Raw genomic sequence first — 19,772 nt, forward strand, 5'->3', positions numbered from 1 at the left:
CGATCATTTCATCAAGAGCTCGCGTCCGGGCTTGGAATGCTCGCTTTTTCAATAATCTTAGTCGAGTTCCTTCTGTCTGGGCGGTTCAAGTTCATCTCTTCCGGTCTGGGTATGGATGTAACCATGCGGGTGCATCAGTTGATGGCGCGTACAGCGCTTGGCTTTGCGCTAATACACCCGCTTCTGTATCAGGGTACGCCTTCTGGCGGACGACGCCCGTGGGATGAAACAAACCAACTTACGATTTCGACCGACTTTTCTACGCTGGTATCGGGCATCGGCGCATATTTTTTACTGTTCATTCTGGTCGCCTCGGCAATTGCCCGCAAATCCCTTGATTACAAATACGAAACATGGCGCCTCTTGCACGGGCTAGGAGCCGTCGTAATTGCGTGCTTGCTGTTGCACCACACTGTCTATGCCGGGCGCTACGGTGGGCATCCGCTATTGACGTATCTCTGGCTTGCCCTGACCAGTATTGCAGTTGGAACTTTGCTGTATGTCTATCTCGTTCGGCCTTTACGTCAGAGAAAAAGGCCGTGGCGCGTTGCTTCTGTGTCTCGACTAACACCGAAGCAATGGGAGTTGCGCCTCAAGCCCAATGGTCACAACGGACTAACCTTCGAAGCAGGGCAGTTTGCCTGGCTAAACGTTGGCCACAGTGCTTTCTCGCTGCACGAGAACCCATTCTCGATTAGTTCGGCACCAGCCGAAGGCCCCGAAGTTTCATTCGTGATAAAGGAGCTTGGGGATTTCACATGCGGTCTCGGGCAGATCGCTCCGCAAACCACGGCCTATCTGGATGCCCCGCACGGGAATCTGTCGATCAGCCACCGCCCTGAGAAAGGCATTGTTCTGATCGCGGGTGGTGTCGGGATCGCCCCCATGTTGAGCATTATGCGTCAGGTTCGGTTGAGTGAAACACAACGCGATCTCAAGCTTATCTATGGCAACCGGGTGGAAGAGCAGATTGTTTATCCCAGGGAGTTGTCCGAAGAAGAAACAGTATTTGTTCTTTCCGAGCCACCAAAAGATTGGTCCGGAGAGACAGGCTTGGTCGACGGCCCCCTGTTGGACCGCAATTTGTCTTCTGAACAATTTGAAAACTGGCTTTTTGTTCTCTGCGGCCCCCCTGCCATGATGGACGCCGTCGAAGATCATCTGATCGCGCGGGGCACCGCGTCCCACAGGATTTTGTCTGAAAGGTTTGACTATGACTAGACTGCTCAGAAACCTGCCCGCACGCCGACAGGTGAAGTTTGCAGTGTGGGGTATCAGTTTTTTAGTCTTTATCGCTGTCTTGACCTTTTCCTTTAGGTAGAAAGACAGACCATTATGCATTGGCTAGTTTGAAAATTGTCAGCCGAAAAAAACTCTTAGAAATAGCTGTCGTCGAGAGCTTTCCCAAAAACACTCTCCGCGTGGACAGCAATTTCATACCCAAACTATCCCGATATGTTCCCAAGAATTGCCTTTGATGGAGATCAAGGGCAACGCACGCCACTTAATCATAATAAGCAATCTATTCAGACCGATTTTTGGGAGGATCGGAATGACCGCACTCATCGCCTTCGCTACAGTCGAAGGTCAGACGACAAAGATTGCACGTTTCGTAGGCAATATCGCGAAGGAAGCCGGTTTCGACATAAGGCTGATCAATACTGATGAAATGCGCGGTCACATGTCGCTTGACGATGTGGCCGAGGTTATTCTTCTTGCCCCTGTCCACGAGCGTAGGCACCCCGAGTCATTCGAGGCATTCGTCGCGTCACATCGAGAGGATTTAATGAAACGAGAGTCTCTCGTGCTTTCCATCGGCCTAAAAGCTGCTTTCGAGTCAGGTCGAGAAGAAGCGCGTGACTATCTTAACGAAATGCTTATGCGAACAGGTTTTGAACCAAATGCGACGGCGTTGATCGCAGGCGCGGTGAGGCCCGAAAACTACGGGTACTTTGAGAGGGAGATTCTAAAGCACGTCGTCTTGCGCGGTCAAAATATCGATCCACGAGATGGCGCACGGGAATTTACAGACTGGGACGAGTTGACATCAATTGTGATAAACTTCCTTAGCGGAAACGGTCGGGCAAACCGGCATCAGCCTCAAGCGGGCCCCTAAAAACAACTGGCTGCTCCCTTTTTCCGATGAACTTGAATAGCTATGGCTACCAGTAAGTCGCAGCCACCCGTTCACGTAATCAGCGCCCGAATAGCACTGGCGATTTTTTCTGCTCCAACATTGCTTGCGTCGTTCCTCCAAAAACTGACTCTCGCAAATGGGAGGCCCACAAGCGCCGATACAAACGCGGCAACCGGATCGAGATCATGTTTGGCAGGCTCAAGGATTGGCGCCGTGTGGCAACCCGGTACGACAGGTACGAGGCGGAAACTGGGACAAACCCGTTCAAATTTGGCGCGAGCGGCTCAACTGATGCTCATACATCGCTGTCCACGGTAGGCGAGGACAATTTCTTCGGGAAAGTCGCGGCTGTTGAACCTACTGCTGACCCGATCCGATTTGAAGAGGTCGTCGGCGGTATCGGTGGTGACGAGAGTGTTGCCCAATATGCATCGCAGACTTCGGCGTCGGGTTTGGCGACCATTTGGGCAAGGAAAAACACCCGCGAGGCCATTTGGGATATTTTTGCTCGAAAAGAAGTCTATGCAACCACAGGACCGCGTATGCGCGTTCGCGTCTTTGCTGGATACGAATTTGATGAAACCGACCTGCCGCGCGCTGACTTTGCTGAGTATGGATACGAAAATGGCGGCCCGATGGGAGCGGATTTGCCAGTGGACAGTAACGGTCGCTCTCCGCGCTTTCTGGTTCGTGCGCTTCGTGATCCCGATGGGGCGAACCTCGACCGCATTCAGATTATCAAAGGCTGGCTGAATAGCGACGGCACAACGTCGGAACGGGTTTATGATGTTGCTTGTGGTGGGCGTGCACTTATTAACGCGGCTTGTGACGGACCGGTTGGGAATACGGTAGACGTAGAAAACGCGTCTTGGACAAACGAGATCGGTCAGGCAATTCTCGCCGGATTTTGCGAAGACCCGGACTACGACCCGACGCAAAGCGCGTTCTACTACGTCAGAGTGCTGGCCATACCGACGCCGCGCTGGACGACATACGATGCAAAGGTGTTCGGAACGGAGATCCCTGACGAAGCCCCTCGGTCTATACAAGAAAGGGCCTATACGTCGCCAATCTGGTACACACCTCAGGGATAAGTGATATTAAGTTAAGACTTAAAATTACTTAGTCTGCTCTGGGCTCAGCGCGGTCGTTGGTGGCAGCGTGTCAGAATGGCGGTTTTGGACCGTCCGTACAAGGGAGAGTGGTGCGGAGGAATGGACTATTACCGCGGATCTGGACGTATTAGGCAACGCAAGGACCGTGCCAACGGACCGAAGACAAATGTTCCAATAGCACGACATGCTTCACGCCTGTCCTAAGCGGCGCTAGTCTCCCGTCATAGCAACGCTGAAAGGAGCCGCCCAATGTCCCTCTTCTCTAAACTTTTCGGTGGCGGTGAAAAGTCGGAGCCGGAGCCGGTCTCTTACAGAGGGTTCGAAATCTTTCCGGACTTGATGCCCGAAGGTGGCAAATACCGCCTTTTAGCCCGTATCGAAAAGACCATCGACGGAGATCGCAAGACCCATACTGTGATCCGGGCGGATGTTTTTGAGACCCGGGATCAGGGCGAAAGCTTCAGCATCGCAAAGGCGAAACAGGTGATCGACGAGCAGGGCGAACGCATTTTCGATTAAGCAAACAGACAGCCTAATGTATGCGATGCAATCGACGGATGTCCCGCAAAGTAGACATTCCCCCGATTTGGCGAACGAACGCTAAGCAGGCCAAGCAGTCATTGGAAGTCTTAGATACCCGAAACATGCAGCTGCAATCTGGGTCCCAATTTCGTCTATTTTGCAGCCTGTGCTACCCTGTTGCCTTTATAGTATGCAATTGGGGGCTGAAGATATGTGGAACATGGAACAGTTTGTGGCGGACTGCCGGACCGCAGTGGATCGGGACGCGTCTCACAAATCGGTGGCTCAAGTAGTGGACCGGGCGATGCGCGATCCCGCGGGCGTGACGCAAGCCTTGGGAGAGCCGACCGAAAGCGGAATCTTTCCCATCTACAAGTCAGGTGATCTGACAATCGTCAACGTCGTTTGGAAGCCAGGAATGACCATAATGCCCCACAATCACGAAATGTGGGCCGTGATCGGTATTTATGGTGGTAGAGAAGATAACATATTTTGGCGGCGCGTAGCAGATGACCCTAACGGACGCATTGAAGCGGCGGGGGCTCGAGCATTGTCGACGGGTGACTATGCTCCGCTTGGTAAGGACCTCATTCACTCGGTCACAAACCCTATCCCCAAGTTGACCGGAGCAATCCACGTATACGGCGGGGATTTTTTTGAAGCTGGGCGAAGCGAATGGGATCCTGAAAACCTGACGGAACATGCGTATGACATGTCGAAGGTTCGCGCGTTATTCGAGGACTAGTTTGCAGTTTGACAATCTGCGCTGACAATGCCTGAGGCATGTTTCGTCTATACGGCAGGCTTCGCTGTTTGCCGATTACTATCTCGTTGAATTGACACGGGGTGATGATCTCGGATTATGGACAGATGAGCAAATTACAACGCCCCCCGAAGCCTCGGCCGCGCCCGTTTCTTCCCAATCCGGACCGCTACGAGCAAATGGTCTACCGCCGTTGTGGGCAGTCTGGCATAAAGCTACCCGCGATCAGCCTTGGGTTATGGCACAACTTTGGTGGAGATACCCCGCACCAGACAAAGCGCGATCTCTGTCGCACTGCTTTTGACTTGGGTATAACGCACTTTGATTTAGCAAATAACTATGGCCCGCCGCCGGGATCGGCGGAAGAAGCATTCGGCGAAATTCTAAAAACTGATTTCGCAGGCTATCGGGACGAACTCATCATATCTACCAAGGCAGGGTATGATATGTGGCCGGGCCCCTATGGGGAGTGGGGATCACGAAAGTATCTTGTGGCCTCTTGTGATCAGTCGCTCAAACGGATGGGGCTAGAATACGCAGATATCTTTTATTCCCACCGCTATGATCCAGATACCCCTCTGGAAGAAACTATGGGAGCCCTAGACTATATAGTGCGCTCTGGACGCGCACTTTACGTCGGAATTTCAAGCTACAACTCGCAACGAACGCGCGAAGCGCTGGCCATCTTGAAAGACCTTGGCACACCGTGCCTGATCCATCAGCCGTCGTATAACCTACTCAACCGTTGGGTTGAGCGGGACGGGCTGTTGGATACGCTTGACGAATTGAACGTGGGATCGATTGCGTTTACGCCACTTGCTCAGGGTATTTTGACATCGAAGTATCTGAACGGCATTCCCGAAGACAGTCGTGCAACCCAAGGCACGTCTCTATTGGAAGGCATGATCAATGAACGTTCACTGACGAGTGTCAGGGCTCTAAACGACATAGCGGCGTCACGCGGTCAATCATTAGCTCAGATGGCGCTTGCTTGGGTGCTGAGAGGTGACCGGATTACGACAGCCCTTATTGGCGCTTCGCGACCTGAGCAAATCGTGGATTGCGTAGGTGCGGTCCGGAATTTGGAATTTACCGAAGCGGAACTCGCCAAGATTGATCAGGTCAGCTCGGAAGAGGAAATCAACCTATGGGCGCGATCCTCAGAAACTGAGTAGAATTGTTGACCACTGATTTTTGGTGTGAGCAGGTTTTTCTGCGTAATCGCTTGGCGTTTCTGCTTAGGGCTCGAAGCTGCTATTCGCTGCTAGTTGCTCGCACGACTGCTTTGCGGACAAAGCCGTCGTTAATCACACTACGGAATGTTTGGTCCGAGTGAACAACCGCTCTAGAGACGCAATAGAACAAAAATATGAACAGCTAGCGGAGGCTCTCACTGAACCCAAACCGCACAGCGCTTACCGCTATGGCAACGCATAGCGAATATTTCAATTATCTATCTTGCCAACACCAAAGCCGCTAAGAGGTGAAGCGGTCCAGTACATTTTGCGTGATCTTGTCAACGAACTCGTCTCGACCAAGCGCGAAGCACCAATCGTATGTGGGTCCTGTTGCCACGACTCCTTTGCCTTTCTCCATATAGGCAATTAACCCATTGAGGCGGCGGCATGCCCAGCAGGACGCCGATCCCCAACACAGTGACGCTGCACGTACCATTCCGCGTCGTGAGCGTTATCGTAAAAAAGTCCGAGAAGCGCTCGATGCGCACCGGAAGACTTTCCGCGATAACTTCGTGGCTGAATTTCTCCCCAGATGGAAGGCAGCGCCGCCGGACTACATGACGCGCTGGGGAAATCGGTCTGACGATGACAGCCTACGGGAAGGACTGGAGAACCGTCCGAACGAGGTCTTCTCCGAGATGTTGAATTTCGATCCACCGTCGGTTCGGCTGGTCGAGAAGAACATCTCCCCAAAAAACGATGAAGACCCGCAGTTTATTGACAGGCTGAAGACCATCATGGAGCGGCGGCGCGTCCTGAAAGACATCATAGAGTCGCTGTTCGCCACGGGTGGTGCGGCACCAGAACAGCCCGACCTCCTTGAGGACAAGTAAGGGCTATGGAGAAAATCGCCGACCGCGTGTTCTGACGAGATGTTCGATGCCGGTTCCATCTCGCGAACGCCACCCGTGTCGAAGTGTTCAGTTATGCAATAGAAGAACCTATCAAATCCAACGGCTTGCAAGCTATTCACCAAATCGGCGCAGTCATGAGGTCCGGAGAAGGTGCTGTCAGACGAATTCGAACCAGTCTCAGTTTGCCGCGGAAACCGCGAACCTATCCGGAACAAAGTTGACGCCACTCGCTAAGAGAGGCGGCGCGGGTCAGCTTGAAGATGTCTCAACTGGCTAGCGATCTTTCCTGGTTGAAATGGTTGTAGACGGAGGAATGGACGGCGGCGAACTTCTGCAAACTTCGCATCCGCCTAAAACGTTGCATGGCGCGTTCGCGCCGTCGGAAAGGAAGGTGCGAATTCTCGACGCGGTTGTTGAGCCACCTGCCCGTATGCTGTTTTTCGGTCGCACCAAGCTCTCTGAGAGCAGCCTTGTAAGAAGCGAAGCGATCTGTGACGATCTCTTCGGCGCAACCGTGCCGCTTCATCAATTTCCTGAGGAACTTCAGTGCTGCAGCTTTGTTTCGGCGTTTGGTGACAACGGCTTCCAGCACCTCGCCTTCGTGATCAACAGCCCGCCAAAGGTAATGCCGCTTGCCATTTACCTTCACGAAAACCTCGTCCACGTGCCACTTCCATTTGGAGAATGCGCGCAGCTGCTGAACACGCTTCCGTCTGATTTCAGCAGCAAACATCGGGCCAAACCGGTTCCACCAATATCGGACAGTTTCGTGGCTCACGTCGATGCCTCTCTCGTGCAGCAGATCTTCGACATTCCGAAGCGAGAGCGGGAAACGGATGTACAGCATCACCGCAAGACGGATGATCTCAGGACTGGTTTTGAAATACTTGAAAGAGGCAGGTCTGGTCATGGGAAAAAGCTACGCAACACGCCTGCCCGCCTCAAGCCAAGTTCTTCTGACAAGACCCTCAGGCTATTCTTTGTCTTTCGTGGTTTGCCTCAAAACCAAACGCGTGGAAGTGCGCGCATGTTGTGCCGGCGTAACTCCATCCTGCAGCCATAGCAAAACAATGTCTGCCACTTGTTCGCCAAACTCAGAGACGCCGCAGTGTACCGTAGACAGTGCTGGCCAGCATTCCGAGGCTTCCTTGATATCGTCGAAACCGACGATCTGAAACTCCGTGCCAATCTTAATTTGCGCTTCATGGCAGGCATTAATCATCCCAAAGGCAATAAGGTCATTAAAGCAAACTGCGGCGTCGCACTCCGGATGCTCCTTGAAAAGGCTGATCGTTGCTTCATGCCCAAATGACCGACTGGATTCCCCTGTCTTCACAATAGGCTGTATGCCGTTGCACCTCATTGCACCAATGTAGCCAGACAGTCTTTCGCGAGTAACTTCGGCGCCATCCAGACCACCGATGAAAGCGATGTTCCGCGCACCCGTTTCGATCAGGTACTGCGTAGCGGCTCGACCACCCTCTGCATAGTCGGGGGCGATAAAGGGAAATCTCGCCGTTTCGCTTTCAACTTGCCGCAAGACCTGCATCAAAGGGATGCCAGCTCGCTCGACCGCGGACAAGGTGTTCGAGACATCGCCATAAGCAGGCGATAGGATCAAGGCGGAAACCCCATGCTCCAGCATCGCGCCCACCACCTGATCTTGAAGCTCGGGGTCTTCGTTTGTATTGGCCACAACGACCGCATAGCCTCGGGACCCCAGTGCCATCTGCAAGGAAGTCGCAAACTCAGTGAAAAATGGGTTGGTCAGGTCGTTGATTACCAAACCAATAAGCGCTGTTCCCGTTGACCGTAGATTTGCCGCCGATCGGTTATAGACGTACCCGATCTCTTTCATCGCGGCATGAACCAGCTTGCGCGTCTCTTGCTTCACCTGCGGGCTGCCTTGCAGAACCAGGCTGACCGTGGATTTTGAAACGCCTGCCGAGTTGGCAACATCTATGATCGTGGGTCTGCGCATTCAGGTTATTGTTCAACTCCATGCAGGCTGAGAAGCGTGGTCATCCGTGCTTTAGCCAGTTCCGGGTCCGAGAGCAAACCGGCCTGATCCGCAAGCCTGAAGACTTGCGCGTAGTGGCAGATGTCGCGGCTGGATTGGAACCCGCCCGGCATGATGAAATGGGACTGCGACCCGTTCAGCCACGCCAGATACGCGATCCCTGCTTTGTAGAACCGCGTCGGGGCCTTGAATATCTCTCGGCTGAGGGGAACGGTCGGCGCGAACAGCGCATTGTAGCGATCCATGTCACCCATCGCCAACGCTTCAAGCGCCTGACTGGCCGCAGGGGCAATGGCGGCAAAAATTCCAAGCAACGCATGCGAGAAATGCGTGTCTTCCCCGGCAATTAGATCCGCATAGTTAAAGTCATCACCGGTGTATAGACGCACGCCTTCCGGCAATCGCGCGCGGAAGGCTTCTTCGTGCGCTTGGTCCAGCAAGGAAATTTTGATCCCGTCCACTTTGGCCGGATTCTCATTGATCATAGACAGGACGAAATTGCTGGCGGTATCGACATCCGCACTGCCCCAATAGCCGGTCAGAGCAGGGTCAAACATGTCGCCCAGCCAATGCAGGATCACCGGTTCCGCCGCACCGTCAATCAGCGCGCGATAGACGTCATGATAGGTATCCGGGCCCGCGTTGATCGCCGGGAAAGCGCGCGAAGCCATCAGGATCAATTGACCACCGGCAGCCTCAATCGCTTCAGCCTGATGTTCGTAAGCCGACAGGATTTCGCCAGCGGTATTCAACGCGCGCAGCGGCAGGTGATCTGTCCCTGCCCCACAGGCGACACGTGGTGACATTGGGTGCGCCTTTGCGGCTGTCATTGTGCGCTGGATCAGCTCCAACGCAGTCGCCCAATCCACACCCATCCCGCGCTGAGCAGTATCCATTGCCTCGGCCAGACCCAAACCCTGATCCCACAGCCCTTGACGAAAGCGCAAGGTCGCATCCCAATCCACTGCCGGGCGACCATCCCAGGGGTCGCGTTCCGCCAGCGGGTCCGAGACAACGTGCGCCGCCGCAAAGGCTGTCCGCGTCAAAGGCACCTGCGGCGCGCGCGGCACTAACGGAGTTCCGGTCAGCGCATAGGGTTCAAGCTGCCCCTCAGGATTTGGCAAAATCAGTTTCATTGTCTCAGACCTCCAAATCCAGAACCAGAATGCCGTCGATGCCGCCCACGGCGTTCTCGACCAGTTGCGCGCCCAGCGCCTTGTGCGTTTCGTTGTTTTGATAGGTCTCCAGCGCCGCCCAATCTTCGAAGTCGATCACGAACCCATGCATGTATCCGCGTTCGATCTGCTCGGGGCTTTCACTACGGCCACCGGTGAACCCGCTGGCCCCCGGCAGCGCCTCAGCCACGGCTGCAAGGCCTTTATAAATGGCCCCGATGGTCTCTTCGGTCACGTCAGGGCGGAACTTGGTCAGTACGATATGGCGGATCATGTTCAGAAACCTTGGTCTTGTTTAATCATGTCAGCAGCCTTTTCGCCGATCATGATTGTCGGAGCGTTGGTGTTCGAGGAATTGACCGTCGGCATGATCGACGCATCCGCGACGCGCAGCCCTTCGATCCCGTTGAACCGCAGACGCGGGTCCAAAACGGCCTCTGCATCGCTGCCCATCCGGCAGGTGCCCGCGCAGTGGTGCGAGGTTTTGGAATGCACGCAGATAAAGTCGAAATACTCCTGCTCGGTCCGCACGTCCGGCCCCGGCAGGCGTTCGGCGAGGATGTAAGGTTTCAAGGCCTCCTGTGCGAGGACGTTCTGCACCAGTTTCAACCCACGAATGGACATCTCCCGATCATAAGGATCCGCCAGATAGTTGGGATCGATCAGTGGCATGACCGCAGGGTCGGAGCTTTGCAGCCTAACCGTTCCGCGCGACCTTGGTCGCAGGAAACAGGCGTTTAGGGTGACCCCACCGTTTGGCATTGCCTCGACGCCCGCCTCGATGCCCGTGCCCAGCCCCAGATGCATCTGAATGTCGGGCGAGCGTGCATCCGGATCGGCGTACCAGAACCCACCCGTTTCAAACAGGCTGGACGCAACCGGCCCTTTGCGGGTGAACGCGTATTGCAGCGCGGCCAAGGCCGAGAGGTGCAGTTTGGCAAAACGGTCATAGGTGTGCGGCCCGGTCACCTCGCAAATGGAATACAGATCCAGATGGTCTTGCAGGTTCGCGCCGACCTGAGGCTGATGATAAACCGCGTCTAGGCCGAGACCGTCTAATTGATCCGCCGGACCTATACCGGACAGTTGCAACAAACGCGGTGAACCAATGGCACCCGAGGACAGAATGACTTCTTTCGCGGCGGCGATCTTGTCACCATTCATCATCTCAATACCGGTTGCCCTATCTTTGTCCACCGTGATGCGGCGGACCTGCGCTCCGGTGCGCACGGTTAGGTTCGGGCGGCTGCGGTTCGGCGCAATAAACGCCATCGCGGCAGATGAGCGCCGAGCGTTGCGTTGGGTCAGTTGATAGTACCCAGCTCCGTCCTGTTTGGCGCCATTCACATCGTGTGTTTCGGGAATTCCCACTTCCCCGGCTGCCTTGATATAGGCATCACAGATTGGCAGAGGTGCTGCGGGCATGGACACGCCTAGCGGTCCGCCTTTGCCGTGAAATTCGTCATCGTAGGTGTCGTTGTCTTCGGACTTTTTGAAATAGGGCAGCACGTCGGTGTAGCCCCACCCCTCGCAACCCATCTGCCGCCAGTCATCGTAATCCTGCGCCGCGCCACGAGTATAGATCTGCGCGTTGATCGCCGATCCCCCTCCGATCACCTTGGCCTGGGTGTAGTTGAAGACCTTGTTCTGCATATGCTTTTGCGGAACCGTGGACCAACCCCAGCTGCCTATACCCTTGGTCATCTTTGCGAATCCGGCCGGCAGGTGAAAGAATGGGTGGCGGTCGGTTGAGCCGGCCTCTAGCAACAGCACACTCGCCGACGGCTCTTCGGAAAGACGCGCAGCGATCACCGATCCTGCTGAGCCACCTCCGATGACAATGAAATCAAATCCTTCAGACATTCTTATGTGTCCTGACTTACAGACGTAAGATTGACAGGCCGCCATCCACCGGGATGGCGGCACCGTTCGCAAAATGCATCTGCCCCTGAACCAGCGGGACGACGATGCACCCAATATCCTCGGGCTCACCCCAGCGTGCCGCGGGAACAAGACCGCCTTCGATACGGTCGGTGTACTTGTCGCGTACGCCTGCCGTCATCTCAGTCGCGATTATGCCCGGTCGCAGTTCAAAAACGCCGATACCATGGGGGGCCATGCGCACCGCGAACAGTTGGGCCATCATCGCCGCCGCCGCTTTGGACACGCAGTACTCGGCCCGTTCAATCGACACCATCGTCGCGCTGACCGAAGTGACAAAGGTGATCGAACGATAGGTTTCTTGCGGCTGCTCCAACATACGCCGGGCCACCTCTTGCGCCAGAAAATACGGTCCACGCAGGTTGATGTTCTGCACGAAATCCCAGTTCTCGGGCTTCAGATCCAGCATGTCACCACGCACCGGCGCTCCCACCCCTGCGTTGCTTATCAACGCGGTGATCGGGCCCAAATCGGCTTCGACCTGATCCAGTAGCGCCGGAACGTGATCAATGTCGGACACGTCGTGCTGCACATAAATTGCACTTGGACCAAGCTCTACCAAAGCCGCCTTAACGACCGGTTTGTCGGGTGTCGAGCGAGAGGCTAGTGCCACCTTGTACCCCGCCGCGATCAAGGCGCGCGCGATCCCAAGACCAATGCCCTGTTGTCCTCCGGTCACCAATGCTGTTCCGGTCATGCGGAAAACTCCGTATCAATGATGTGACGACCTGCCCTGAACGCCAGTGCGGCTATCGTAAGGGCCGGGTTAACCGCACCAGACGTCGGAAGGACCGAAGCGTCGACGATGAACAGGTTCTTGTGGTCGTGACTGCGGCAATACGTGTCGACGACGCTGCTAGCCGGATCATTTCCCATCCGAGCCGTCCCGCATTGGTGCGACGGCGTGCGCCGGTCAAATGGCCGTGACAGCACCACCGGAAAACCCGCTTTTTTAAGATGCGCCTTCAACCGGGCTACAAGGGCCTCATGCGCCGCCCAATTTGAGCGCTTCCAATCCAGCCTGATCTGGTCGCCTTCAACCGTCACGCGGCTGTCCGGATTGGGCAGATCTTCGGACATAGCATAGAAATCGAAGCTTCGATTGGCGATCAGCGCAGCAATTGGACCCGGCAAATGGGTTTGTGATGCAAGGATCGGCCCGGTGATCTTACCCAGCATCTGAATATTGCCCAGCGGCGCACCGCCTTCTTCGTCACCGTTGTAATAGTCGTTACACATCAGTGTCTTCTGATAAACAGCGCGGTTCCGTCGCAGCGGATGCAAGGCCAGTACTGCCGAGCAATTGTGGTTCATAAAGTTCCGCCCAACTTGATCCGAGCGATTTGCAAGACCAGTTGGGCAATTGTCATTCGCAGATTGCAGCAACAAGACCGCCGACTGAACCGCCCCGGCCGCCAGAACGATAATCGGCGCGTCCAAGGTGCCATGCCCGTCAACGTTAACGCTGGCGATAAGCCCGTCACCGCCGGCAATAAGCTTCCGGGCGCGGGCACCAGTCAACAATTCAACATTGTCGTGTTTCAAAGCCGCGGAAAGCGCACGGGTTTCCGCATCCATTTTGCCGCCGCGCGTGTTTGGAAACGCATCCCAAGTGGTTTGTCCCGCCGCAAGCCATGCATCGATGTCCACGCCCAACGGCACCGAGGACGGTGTCAGCCCGGTGTGGGTTAACCGAACCCTCAGGTCGGCAATGTCCGCTTCATCCGGCACTGGTGGGAATGGATAGCCTCTGCTGTGCGGCGGTTCGGTGGGATCCTCGCCAGTGGTCCCGTGCGCGTCGTAGAGCTCCTCGGCCCTAGTATAGTCGGGCTCCAGCTCTTCATACGACATGGGCCAGCCGGACGAATGGCCGCCCATATGCTGACGCGGCTCAAAATCCTCTTTCCGGTAACGGATCAATGCCGCTCCGTAGAACTTGGAGTTTCCGCCCACGCAATAATAGTTTCCCGGGTTGAAGGGTTTACCTGCCCCATCCAGCCATGTTTCATCGGGGCGAAAATGCCCGTCGGCAAAGATCGCCTGTGGGTCCCGATCCTGCGGCGAGGGTTGCAAACGCTCACCTCGTTCAAGGATCAGGATGCGGCAACCGGACGGCGCGAGTGCTGCAGCCAGAGTTGCCCCGCCGATACCCGACCCAATGATGATGACGTCAGCACGGGTCATGGAAGGATCCGCATCTCGCTTTCCGGATCAAAGGCAACGGCCTTTTCCATGTTCACGGCAAAGGGGAAATCCTGACCCGGTGCGACCTCGGCATCCGAGCGCATCCGGGCGATCACGTCGCGCCCGCCCAGTTGCATCGACACAAACGTGTCAGACCCTGCAGGTTCCGTGACCACAATACGATTGGCCATTTGCGCAATATTCGAAGACTTCCGATCCGCGCCATCCATATCGGTTATAGTTTCCGGACGGATACCCAACAGAATGTCGCGCCCATCCCATGCCGTCAGGTTATCCTGACTGAAGGGGAGTTGCGCCATCGACCCGTCGTGAATGGCGACCTCGGCATGTGGTCGGCCGTTCAGAACGGTCACTTTCGCAGGCAAAACGTTCATCGCGGGTGAGCCCATAAAAGTTGCCACAAAGATATTGGCTGGCGTGTCATAGATCTCTTGCGGCGTGCCCAGTTGCTGCACATAGCCACCGTTCATGACCGCAATGCGGCTAGATAGGGTCATCGCCTCGATCTGGTCGTGGGTCACGTAAACAATGGTCGTGCCAAGGTTCTGGTGCAGCTTCTTTATCTCGGTCCGCATATCGACGCGCAGCTTGGCGTCGAGGTTGGAAAGCGGTTCATCGAACAGGAACACATCGGGGTTCCGTACCAGCGCACGGCCCATAGCCACCCGCTGACGCTGACCACCTGACAGTTGGCCGGGTTTACGATCCAGCAGTTGCTCGATCTGCAACAGCTTGGCGACCTCTTGCATGGCCTTCTCACGCTCGGGCTTTGGCACGCCATGCATCTCAAGCCCGAAGGTGATGTTCTGCCCGACCGTCATATTCGGGTAAAGCGCGTAGCTTTGGAACACCATGGCGATGTTTCGGTTCGACGGGTGGACCCCGTTCATCACCTGTTCCTTGATGCGTATTTCACCGCTGGTGATTTCTTCCAACCCCGCGATCATGTTCAGCAAGGTCGACTTACCACAGCCCGAAGGGCCGACCAGCACGAGGAATTCACCTTCCTGCACCGAGATATCGACCTTGTGCAGAACCTCGACCGATCCGTAGGACTTGGTCGCGTTGTCTATGTCCAGAAAACCCATCAGGTCTTATCCTTTCACGGAACCCGCCATCAGGCCGCGGACGAAGTATCGACCGGCCACGATGTAGACGAGCAAAGTTGGCATGGCGGCCAGAATGGCGCCTGCGAAATGAACGTTGTATTCCTTCACACCGGTTGACGACTGCACGAGGTTGTTGAGTGCAACGGTCATCGGTTGGCTGTTGGCATCGGCAAACGAGGCACCGAACAGGAAGTCATTCCAGATGTTGGTGAACTGCCAGATGATCGACACCACTGCGATCGGTCCGGAACTGGGCAGCAAGATGCGCCAGAAGATCTGGAAGAACCCGGCTCCGTCGATCTGGGCAGCCCGGATCAGTTCGGTCGGGAACACGGCATAGTAGTTGCGGAAATACAGCGTCGTGAAGCCGATCCCATAGACCACATGCACCAGCGCCAGACCCCATGTGGTACCGGCCAGACCGATGATCCCCAGCATCCGCGCCATCGGGATCAGCACGATCTGGAACGGAATGAAGCAGGCGAACAGCATCAGACCGAACAGGATGGTATCATACTTGAATCGCCATTTGGTCAGCACGTAGCCGTTCAGCGCACCTAGGATGGTCGAGACGATCACCGCCGGAACCACCATCTTGATCGAGTTCCAGAAGTAGGGCTTCAGCCCCGTCGGGTCGACGCCGATCTGCGCCGAAGACCACGCCTTGAGCCACGGTTCGATTGTGAACACTTGCGGCAGGTTCATCATGCCGCCGCCGGTGATCTCTTCCAGCGGTTTGACCGAGTTCACCAGCATCACATAGAGCGGTAGCAGGTAGAACAGACCAAACAGCAGCAGCACCAGATAGATCAGTGTGCGCGTAACGCGGCCGGTGCGGATTGCGGTATCCTGAGTTGCTTGGGACATCAGCGTTTCTCCCGCAATTCGGCGTAAAGGTAGGGGATCATGATCGCCGCGATGGTCATCAGCATAATCGTGGCCGAGGCCGCACCGATGCCCATCTGGTTCCGTGTAAACGTATAGGAATACATAAAGGTCGCGGGCAGTTCGGTGGCACGACCGGGCCCACCGCCGGTTAGGGCGATTACAAGGTCAAAGGTCTTGATCGCAAGGTGGCTGAGGATCACGAAGGCCGACAGGAATGCGGGGCGCAGTTGCGGGATGATAATTCGGCGATAGAGGTTCCAGTTCGAGGCCCCATCCATCTGCGCTGCCCGCAGAATTTCGTTGTCGATCCCACGCAGGCCAGCCAGAAACATTGCCATCACGAAACCGCTGGTCTGCCAGACCGCTGCCAGAACAACCGTGTAAATCGCATAGTCGCGGTTCTTGATCCAGTCGAACTCAAAGCTCGTCCAACCCCAGGTGTGCATCACGTTTTCCAAGCCGATGCCGGGATCCAGAAACCATTTCCACGCGGTGCCGGTGACGATGAAGCTCAGCGCCATCGGGTAAAGATAGATCGGGCGTAGCAACCCCTCACCGCTGATTTTTTGATCGAGGAAAATCGCAAGACCCAGCCCAAGGAATGTGCAGATCACGATATACAGGCTGGCGTAGATGCCCATATTGATCAGTGATGTTTCCCAATGGCTCAGCCGCCACAGCTTGTCGTAGTTTTCCCACCCGACCCAACCAAAGGTCGGCAGAATGCGGCTGTCAGTAAAGGACAGGTAGACCGAAAACAGAATGAAACCGTAGACAAAGACCGTCATCATCGCGATCGATGGGGACAGGACTAGCTTGGGAATCCAGTTCTGAAGGCGTGTCTTGAAATCCGCGTCGGCTGAACCAGCCATGGCGCGCCCTCCTCGTTCGAGTAGTTGTGGGTCGGAGCGATTGCGCCCTCTTGGTGACAGGGCGACCAACCCGCCGCCCCATCGGGAGGATCACGATAAGATCATTTGGCGATCGAAACTGCGTCGACCAGTTCAACGACAGCAGTCTCGCTGTCATATTCGCCGTTGAAATGGGCTGTGACGACGTCATAGACCGCGTTCTTCACAGATGCCGGTGCGGCATGGCCATGGGCCATCGAACCGAACAGGTTGCCCGAGGAAGCAGCAGCTGCCAGATCCTTCATGCCCTGCTGACCACAGGCATCCAGATCACTTCCATCCACATCGGTACGCGCGGGGACAGACCCCTTCACCTTGTTGAAGGCAATCTGGAAGGATGGCGACAGGATCGCGCTGGCCAGCGCGGCCTGTTCAGCCGATACCGAACCGCCCTGATCGAACATCATGAACTGGTCAGCATTGAAGGTGACCTGATCCTGAGTGCCGGGGAAGCGGAAACACAGGAAATCTTCACCCGGCACCTTGCCCGCATTCAAAAATTCACCTTTGGCCCAGTCACCCATCATTTGGAAACCGGCTTCACCGTTGATGACCATTGCAGTCGCCAGGTTCCAATCGCGGCCTGAGAAATTCTCGTCCACGTTGTCGCGGATGAATGCCATGCGTTCGAACGCTTCTTTCATAGCGTCGCCACCAAGCGTTTCCTCGTCCAGGTCAATGAACGCTGCCTTGTAGCCATCTGGCCCAAGTGTCGACATCGCCACCGCATCGAATATAGTCGCATCCTGCCAGGCCTGACCACCATGCGCGATCGGAGTGACACCGGCAGCTTTCAACGCCTCAACCGCTGCGACGAACTCGTCCCAGTTGGTGGGCTGTGCGATACCGTTGGCATCCAGCACCGCCTTGTTAGCCCAGACCCAGTTGGTCGAGTGCACGTTTACTGGTGCCGAAACCCATTTACCGTCATGCTTAGCAAAGGCTTTCAGAGCATCTGGAACGACGTCATCCCAACCTTCCTTGGCGGCCACTTCGTTCAGATCAGCCAGCGCACCCTGATTGGCCCAGTCGACAATGTCAAAACCCAGGGCCTGAACGGCTGTTGGAGCGTTGCCAGCGGTGACGCGTGCGCGCAGAACTGTCATCGCCTGTTCGCCACCACCGCCCGCAACGGGCATGTCCGTCCAGCCGATTCCTTGCCCGGACAGGTCGTCCTTGAGAACATTCAACGCGGCGGCCTCACCGCCTGAAGTCCACCAGTGCAGAACTTCCACGTCTTCAGCGTGCGCAAGGCTGGTCGTGCACAGCAGACCGGCCACAAACAGCGTTTTTGTCTTCAGCAGTTTACGCATTCTTGTTTCCTCCCTTAATGCGTTATTCTTATTCGGGACCAATCCGGTGCCCGGATTTAATCTTTCGGAACCCATGGCACTCGGCTGTTCCCGATGCGCATGACTACTGATTTCACTTCGAAGAATTCCTCGAACCCGTAGCGTCCGATTTCCCGCCCCTGCCCGGATTGCTTGACGCCCCCAAACGCGACCTCGGGGAACCCGTCCATCCAGGTGTTGGTCCAGACCGTGCCCGCTTCTGCGCGTCGGGCGAATTCCAGGCAGGTATGAACGTTTTCGCTCCAGACCCCTGCCGACAGACCGTAACCGCTATCATTGGTTAGCGCGATTGCTTCGTCCAGTGTTTTGAAGGTCAAAACGGACAGAACCGGTCCAAAAACCTCATCGCGGGCAATGGGCATTTCTGGCGACACGTCAGAAATCACTGTCGGCTGGTAGAACTGATCGCCCAAACCTTCGACCTCTAGCGGCTTACCACCCAGATCTATAGTCGCGCCGGACGCCTGCGCTTGTTTAACATAAGCGTCGATTTTTGAGTTGTGCTCCGGTGTTACGATTGCTCCGACTTGCGTCGTCGGGTCCAGTGGATCGCCGAATTTGACTTTGCGCGACAAGGCAACGACACGCTCACGGAAATCGTCGGCGATGTCTTCGTGCACAATGATGCGACTGCTTGAATTGCAGCACTGCCCAACATTGAAATAGACGCCGAAAACAACGGCATCCGCCGCTGCATCCAGATCGGCATCGGGAAAGATGACCTGCGGGTTTTTGCCGCCAAGCTCCAGCGCTATTTTCTTGAGCGTGTCCGATGCAACTGCGCTGATCGTCTTACCCACGGCTGTCGAGCCGGTAAAGCTGACCATATCCACGCTGTCGTGGCTGGACATCACGCTTCCGACGGGAACGCCGTAACCCAGAACGATATTGCAGACACCGGCGGGCAGTCCGGCCTCAATCAGCAACTCGCCCAGCATCAAGGTCGTCGACGGCGTCATCTCGGACGGCTTCACGACGACAGCGCAGCCTGCGGCCAGTGCAAATGGCAGTTTCTGGCTAAGGATCCAGAACGGAAAGTTCCATGGCGTGATGATGGAGACGACACCGATGGGTTCCTTCAGAACGACACCCATCATGTCCGCGCCAAGTGTATTGTGACTGTCGCCGTGGGTGCTGCGCGCCAATGAAGCCGCATAGCGCCACAGATCCGCGGCACCGCCAACCTCGCCCTTGGATTGGCTGATCGGCTTGCCGCTTTCCAGCGTTTCGATCAGGGCGATCCGGTCGACATTCTGTTCAATCAGGTCCGCGACTTTCAGCAGGACTGCTGCGCGTTCCTTGCCCGATGCACGGCTCCAGACACCGCTGTCGAACGCCTTGCGCGCCGCCTGAATCGCGGCCTCGGCCTCAACCTCGCCCCCAGTGGCCGAGCGGCTGACGATATGGCCGTGCGAGGGTGAGCGGCGCTCGAACGTCTCGCCCGAAGCGCTTTCCTGCCACGTGCCATCTATGAGGTGCCGACCTTCAAACAGAGGCGGCAGCTCGAACGGGATGGCAGGGTTGATTGTGATGTCTTTCATA

At 56.0% G+C, this 19,772-nt stretch carries 18 protein-coding genes and 2 pseudogenes; 8 read left to right on the forward strand and 12 right to left on the reverse strand.

Annotated features, from left to right (window positions below):
• Nucleotides 1–36: 36 nt before the first annotated feature.
• The 8 genes and pseudogenes from ACR0AA_RS02970 to ACR0AA_RS03005 all read left to right on the forward strand — a co-directional run bounded on the left by ACR0AA_RS02970 (nt 37) and on the right by ACR0AA_RS03005 (nt 6,608).
• Nucleotides 37–1,221 (forward strand): ferredoxin reductase family protein, encoded by a 1,185-nt coding sequence (locus ACR0AA_RS02970; protein ID WP_480755416.1) that lies wholly within the window; start codon nt 37–39, stop codon nt 1,219–1,221.
• 331 nt (nt 1,222–1,552) lie between these two features.
• Nucleotides 1,553–2,116: a flavodoxin domain-containing protein gene (locus ACR0AA_RS02975; protein ID WP_480662856.1), complete on the forward strand. Its 564-nt coding sequence runs from the start codon at nt 1,553–1,555 to the stop codon at nt 2,114–2,116.
• Nucleotides 2,117–2,283: 167 nt separating this feature from the next.
• Nucleotides 2,284–2,373: pseudogene (locus ACR0AA_RS02980) on the forward strand (IS5/IS1182 family transposase); the annotation flags it as partial.
• The gene (locus ACR0AA_RS02985; RefSeq protein WP_480662886.1) at nt 2,353–3,231 is read left to right on the forward strand and encodes a DUF3604 domain-containing protein; all 879 of its coding nucleotides are present in this window, start codon (nt 2,353–2,355) and stop codon (nt 3,229–3,231) included. The pseudogene ACR0AA_RS02980 and the gene ACR0AA_RS02985, both read left to right, overlap by 21 nt.
• Nucleotides 3,232–3,501: 270 nt before the next feature.
• Nucleotides 3,502–3,771 carry an HlyU family transcriptional regulator gene (locus ACR0AA_RS02990; RefSeq protein ID WP_480662854.1) on the forward strand — a complete coding sequence of 90 codons (270 nt, stop codon included), beginning with the start codon at nt 3,502–3,504 and terminating at the stop codon, nt 3,769–3,771.
• A gap of 223 nt (nt 3,772–3,994) precedes the next feature.
• On the forward strand, nt 3,995–4,519 hold the full coding sequence (locus ACR0AA_RS02995; protein ID WP_480662852.1) for a cysteine dioxygenase family protein: 525 nt from the start codon (nt 3,995–3,997) through the stop codon (nt 4,517–4,519).
• A gap of 125 nt (nt 4,520–4,644) precedes the next feature.
• The gene (gene mgrA, locus ACR0AA_RS03000) at nt 4,645–5,712 is read left to right on the forward strand and encodes an L-glyceraldehyde 3-phosphate reductase (RefSeq protein ID WP_480662851.1); all 1,068 of its coding nucleotides are present in this window, start codon (nt 4,645–4,647) and stop codon (nt 5,710–5,712) included.
• Between the two features lie 437 nt (nt 5,713–6,149).
• Complete coding sequence (locus ACR0AA_RS03005; RefSeq protein WP_480662849.1) at nt 6,150–6,608, forward strand: hypothetical protein; 459 nt, start codon at nt 6,150–6,152, stop codon at nt 6,606–6,608.
• A 289-nt stretch (nt 6,609–6,897) separates the two neighbouring features.
• Here the strand turns inward: ACR0AA_RS03005 and ACR0AA_RS03010 are convergent.
• The 12 genes and pseudogenes from ACR0AA_RS03010 to ACR0AA_RS03065 form a co-directional block, all read right to left on the reverse strand.
• A pseudogene (locus ACR0AA_RS03010) lies at nt 6,898–7,539 on the reverse strand (IS6 family transposase); the annotation flags it as partial.
• Nucleotides 7,540–7,602: 63 nt separating this feature from the next.
• Nucleotides 7,603–8,610 (reverse strand): LacI family DNA-binding transcriptional regulator, encoded by a 1,008-nt coding sequence (locus ACR0AA_RS03015; protein ID WP_480755417.1) that lies wholly within the window; start codon nt 8,608–8,610, stop codon nt 7,603–7,605.
• A 5-nt stretch (nt 8,611–8,615) separates the two neighbouring features.
• On the reverse strand, nt 8,616–9,785 hold the full coding sequence (locus tag ACR0AA_RS03020; RefSeq protein ID WP_480755418.1) for a dihydrodipicolinate synthase family protein: 1,170 nt from the start codon (nt 9,783–9,785) through the stop codon (nt 8,616–8,618).
• 4 nt (nt 9,786–9,789) lie between these two features.
• The gene (locus tag ACR0AA_RS03025; RefSeq protein ID WP_480662843.1) at nt 9,790–10,098 is read right to left on the reverse strand and encodes a Dabb family protein; all 309 of its coding nucleotides are present in this window, start codon (nt 10,096–10,098) and stop codon (nt 9,790–9,792) included.
• Between the two features lie 2 nt (nt 10,099–10,100).
• Complete coding sequence (locus tag ACR0AA_RS03030; RefSeq protein ID WP_480662842.1) at nt 10,101–11,687, reverse strand: GMC family oxidoreductase; 1,587 nt, start codon at nt 11,685–11,687, stop codon at nt 10,101–10,103.
• Between the two features lie 16 nt (nt 11,688–11,703).
• Complete coding sequence (locus tag ACR0AA_RS03035) at nt 11,704–12,462, reverse strand: 3-ketoacyl-ACP reductase (RefSeq protein WP_480755419.1); 759 nt, start codon at nt 12,460–12,462, stop codon at nt 11,704–11,706.
• On the reverse strand, nt 12,459–13,949 hold the full coding sequence (locus tag ACR0AA_RS03040; RefSeq protein ID WP_480662838.1) for a GMC oxidoreductase: 1,491 nt from the start codon (nt 13,947–13,949) through the stop codon (nt 12,459–12,461). The genes ACR0AA_RS03035 and ACR0AA_RS03040 overlap by 4 nt, the downstream gene beginning before the upstream one ends.
• The gene (locus tag ACR0AA_RS03045) at nt 13,946–15,058 is read right to left on the reverse strand and encodes an ABC transporter ATP-binding protein (protein WP_480755420.1); all 1,113 of its coding nucleotides are present in this window, start codon (nt 15,056–15,058) and stop codon (nt 13,946–13,948) included. Before ACR0AA_RS03045 ends, ACR0AA_RS03040 begins: the two co-directional genes overlap by 4 nt.
• A gap of 6 nt (nt 15,059–15,064) precedes the next feature.
• The gene (locus ACR0AA_RS03050) at nt 15,065–15,946 is read right to left on the reverse strand and encodes a carbohydrate ABC transporter permease (RefSeq protein WP_068340098.1); all 882 of its coding nucleotides are present in this window, start codon (nt 15,944–15,946) and stop codon (nt 15,065–15,067) included.
• Nucleotides 15,946–16,839, reverse strand: coding sequence for a carbohydrate ABC transporter permease (locus ACR0AA_RS03055; RefSeq protein WP_480755421.1), 894 nt, complete (start codon nt 16,837–16,839; stop codon nt 15,946–15,948). The genes ACR0AA_RS03050 and ACR0AA_RS03055 overlap by 1 nt, the downstream gene beginning before the upstream one ends.
• Nucleotides 16,840–16,940: 101 nt before the next feature.
• The gene (locus ACR0AA_RS03060) at nt 16,941–18,191 is read right to left on the reverse strand and encodes an ABC transporter substrate-binding protein (RefSeq protein WP_480662832.1); all 1,251 of its coding nucleotides are present in this window, start codon (nt 18,189–18,191) and stop codon (nt 16,941–16,943) included.
• A 56-nt stretch (nt 18,192–18,247) separates the two neighbouring features.
• Entirely contained in the window at nt 18,248–19,771 is a 1,524-nt protein-coding gene (locus tag ACR0AA_RS03065) for an aldehyde dehydrogenase family protein (RefSeq protein WP_480755422.1), read from the reverse strand.
• Nucleotide 19,772 lies beyond the last annotated feature (1 nt).

The sequence above is a fragment of the Ruegeria sp. CE8 genome, assembly GCF_056537465.1.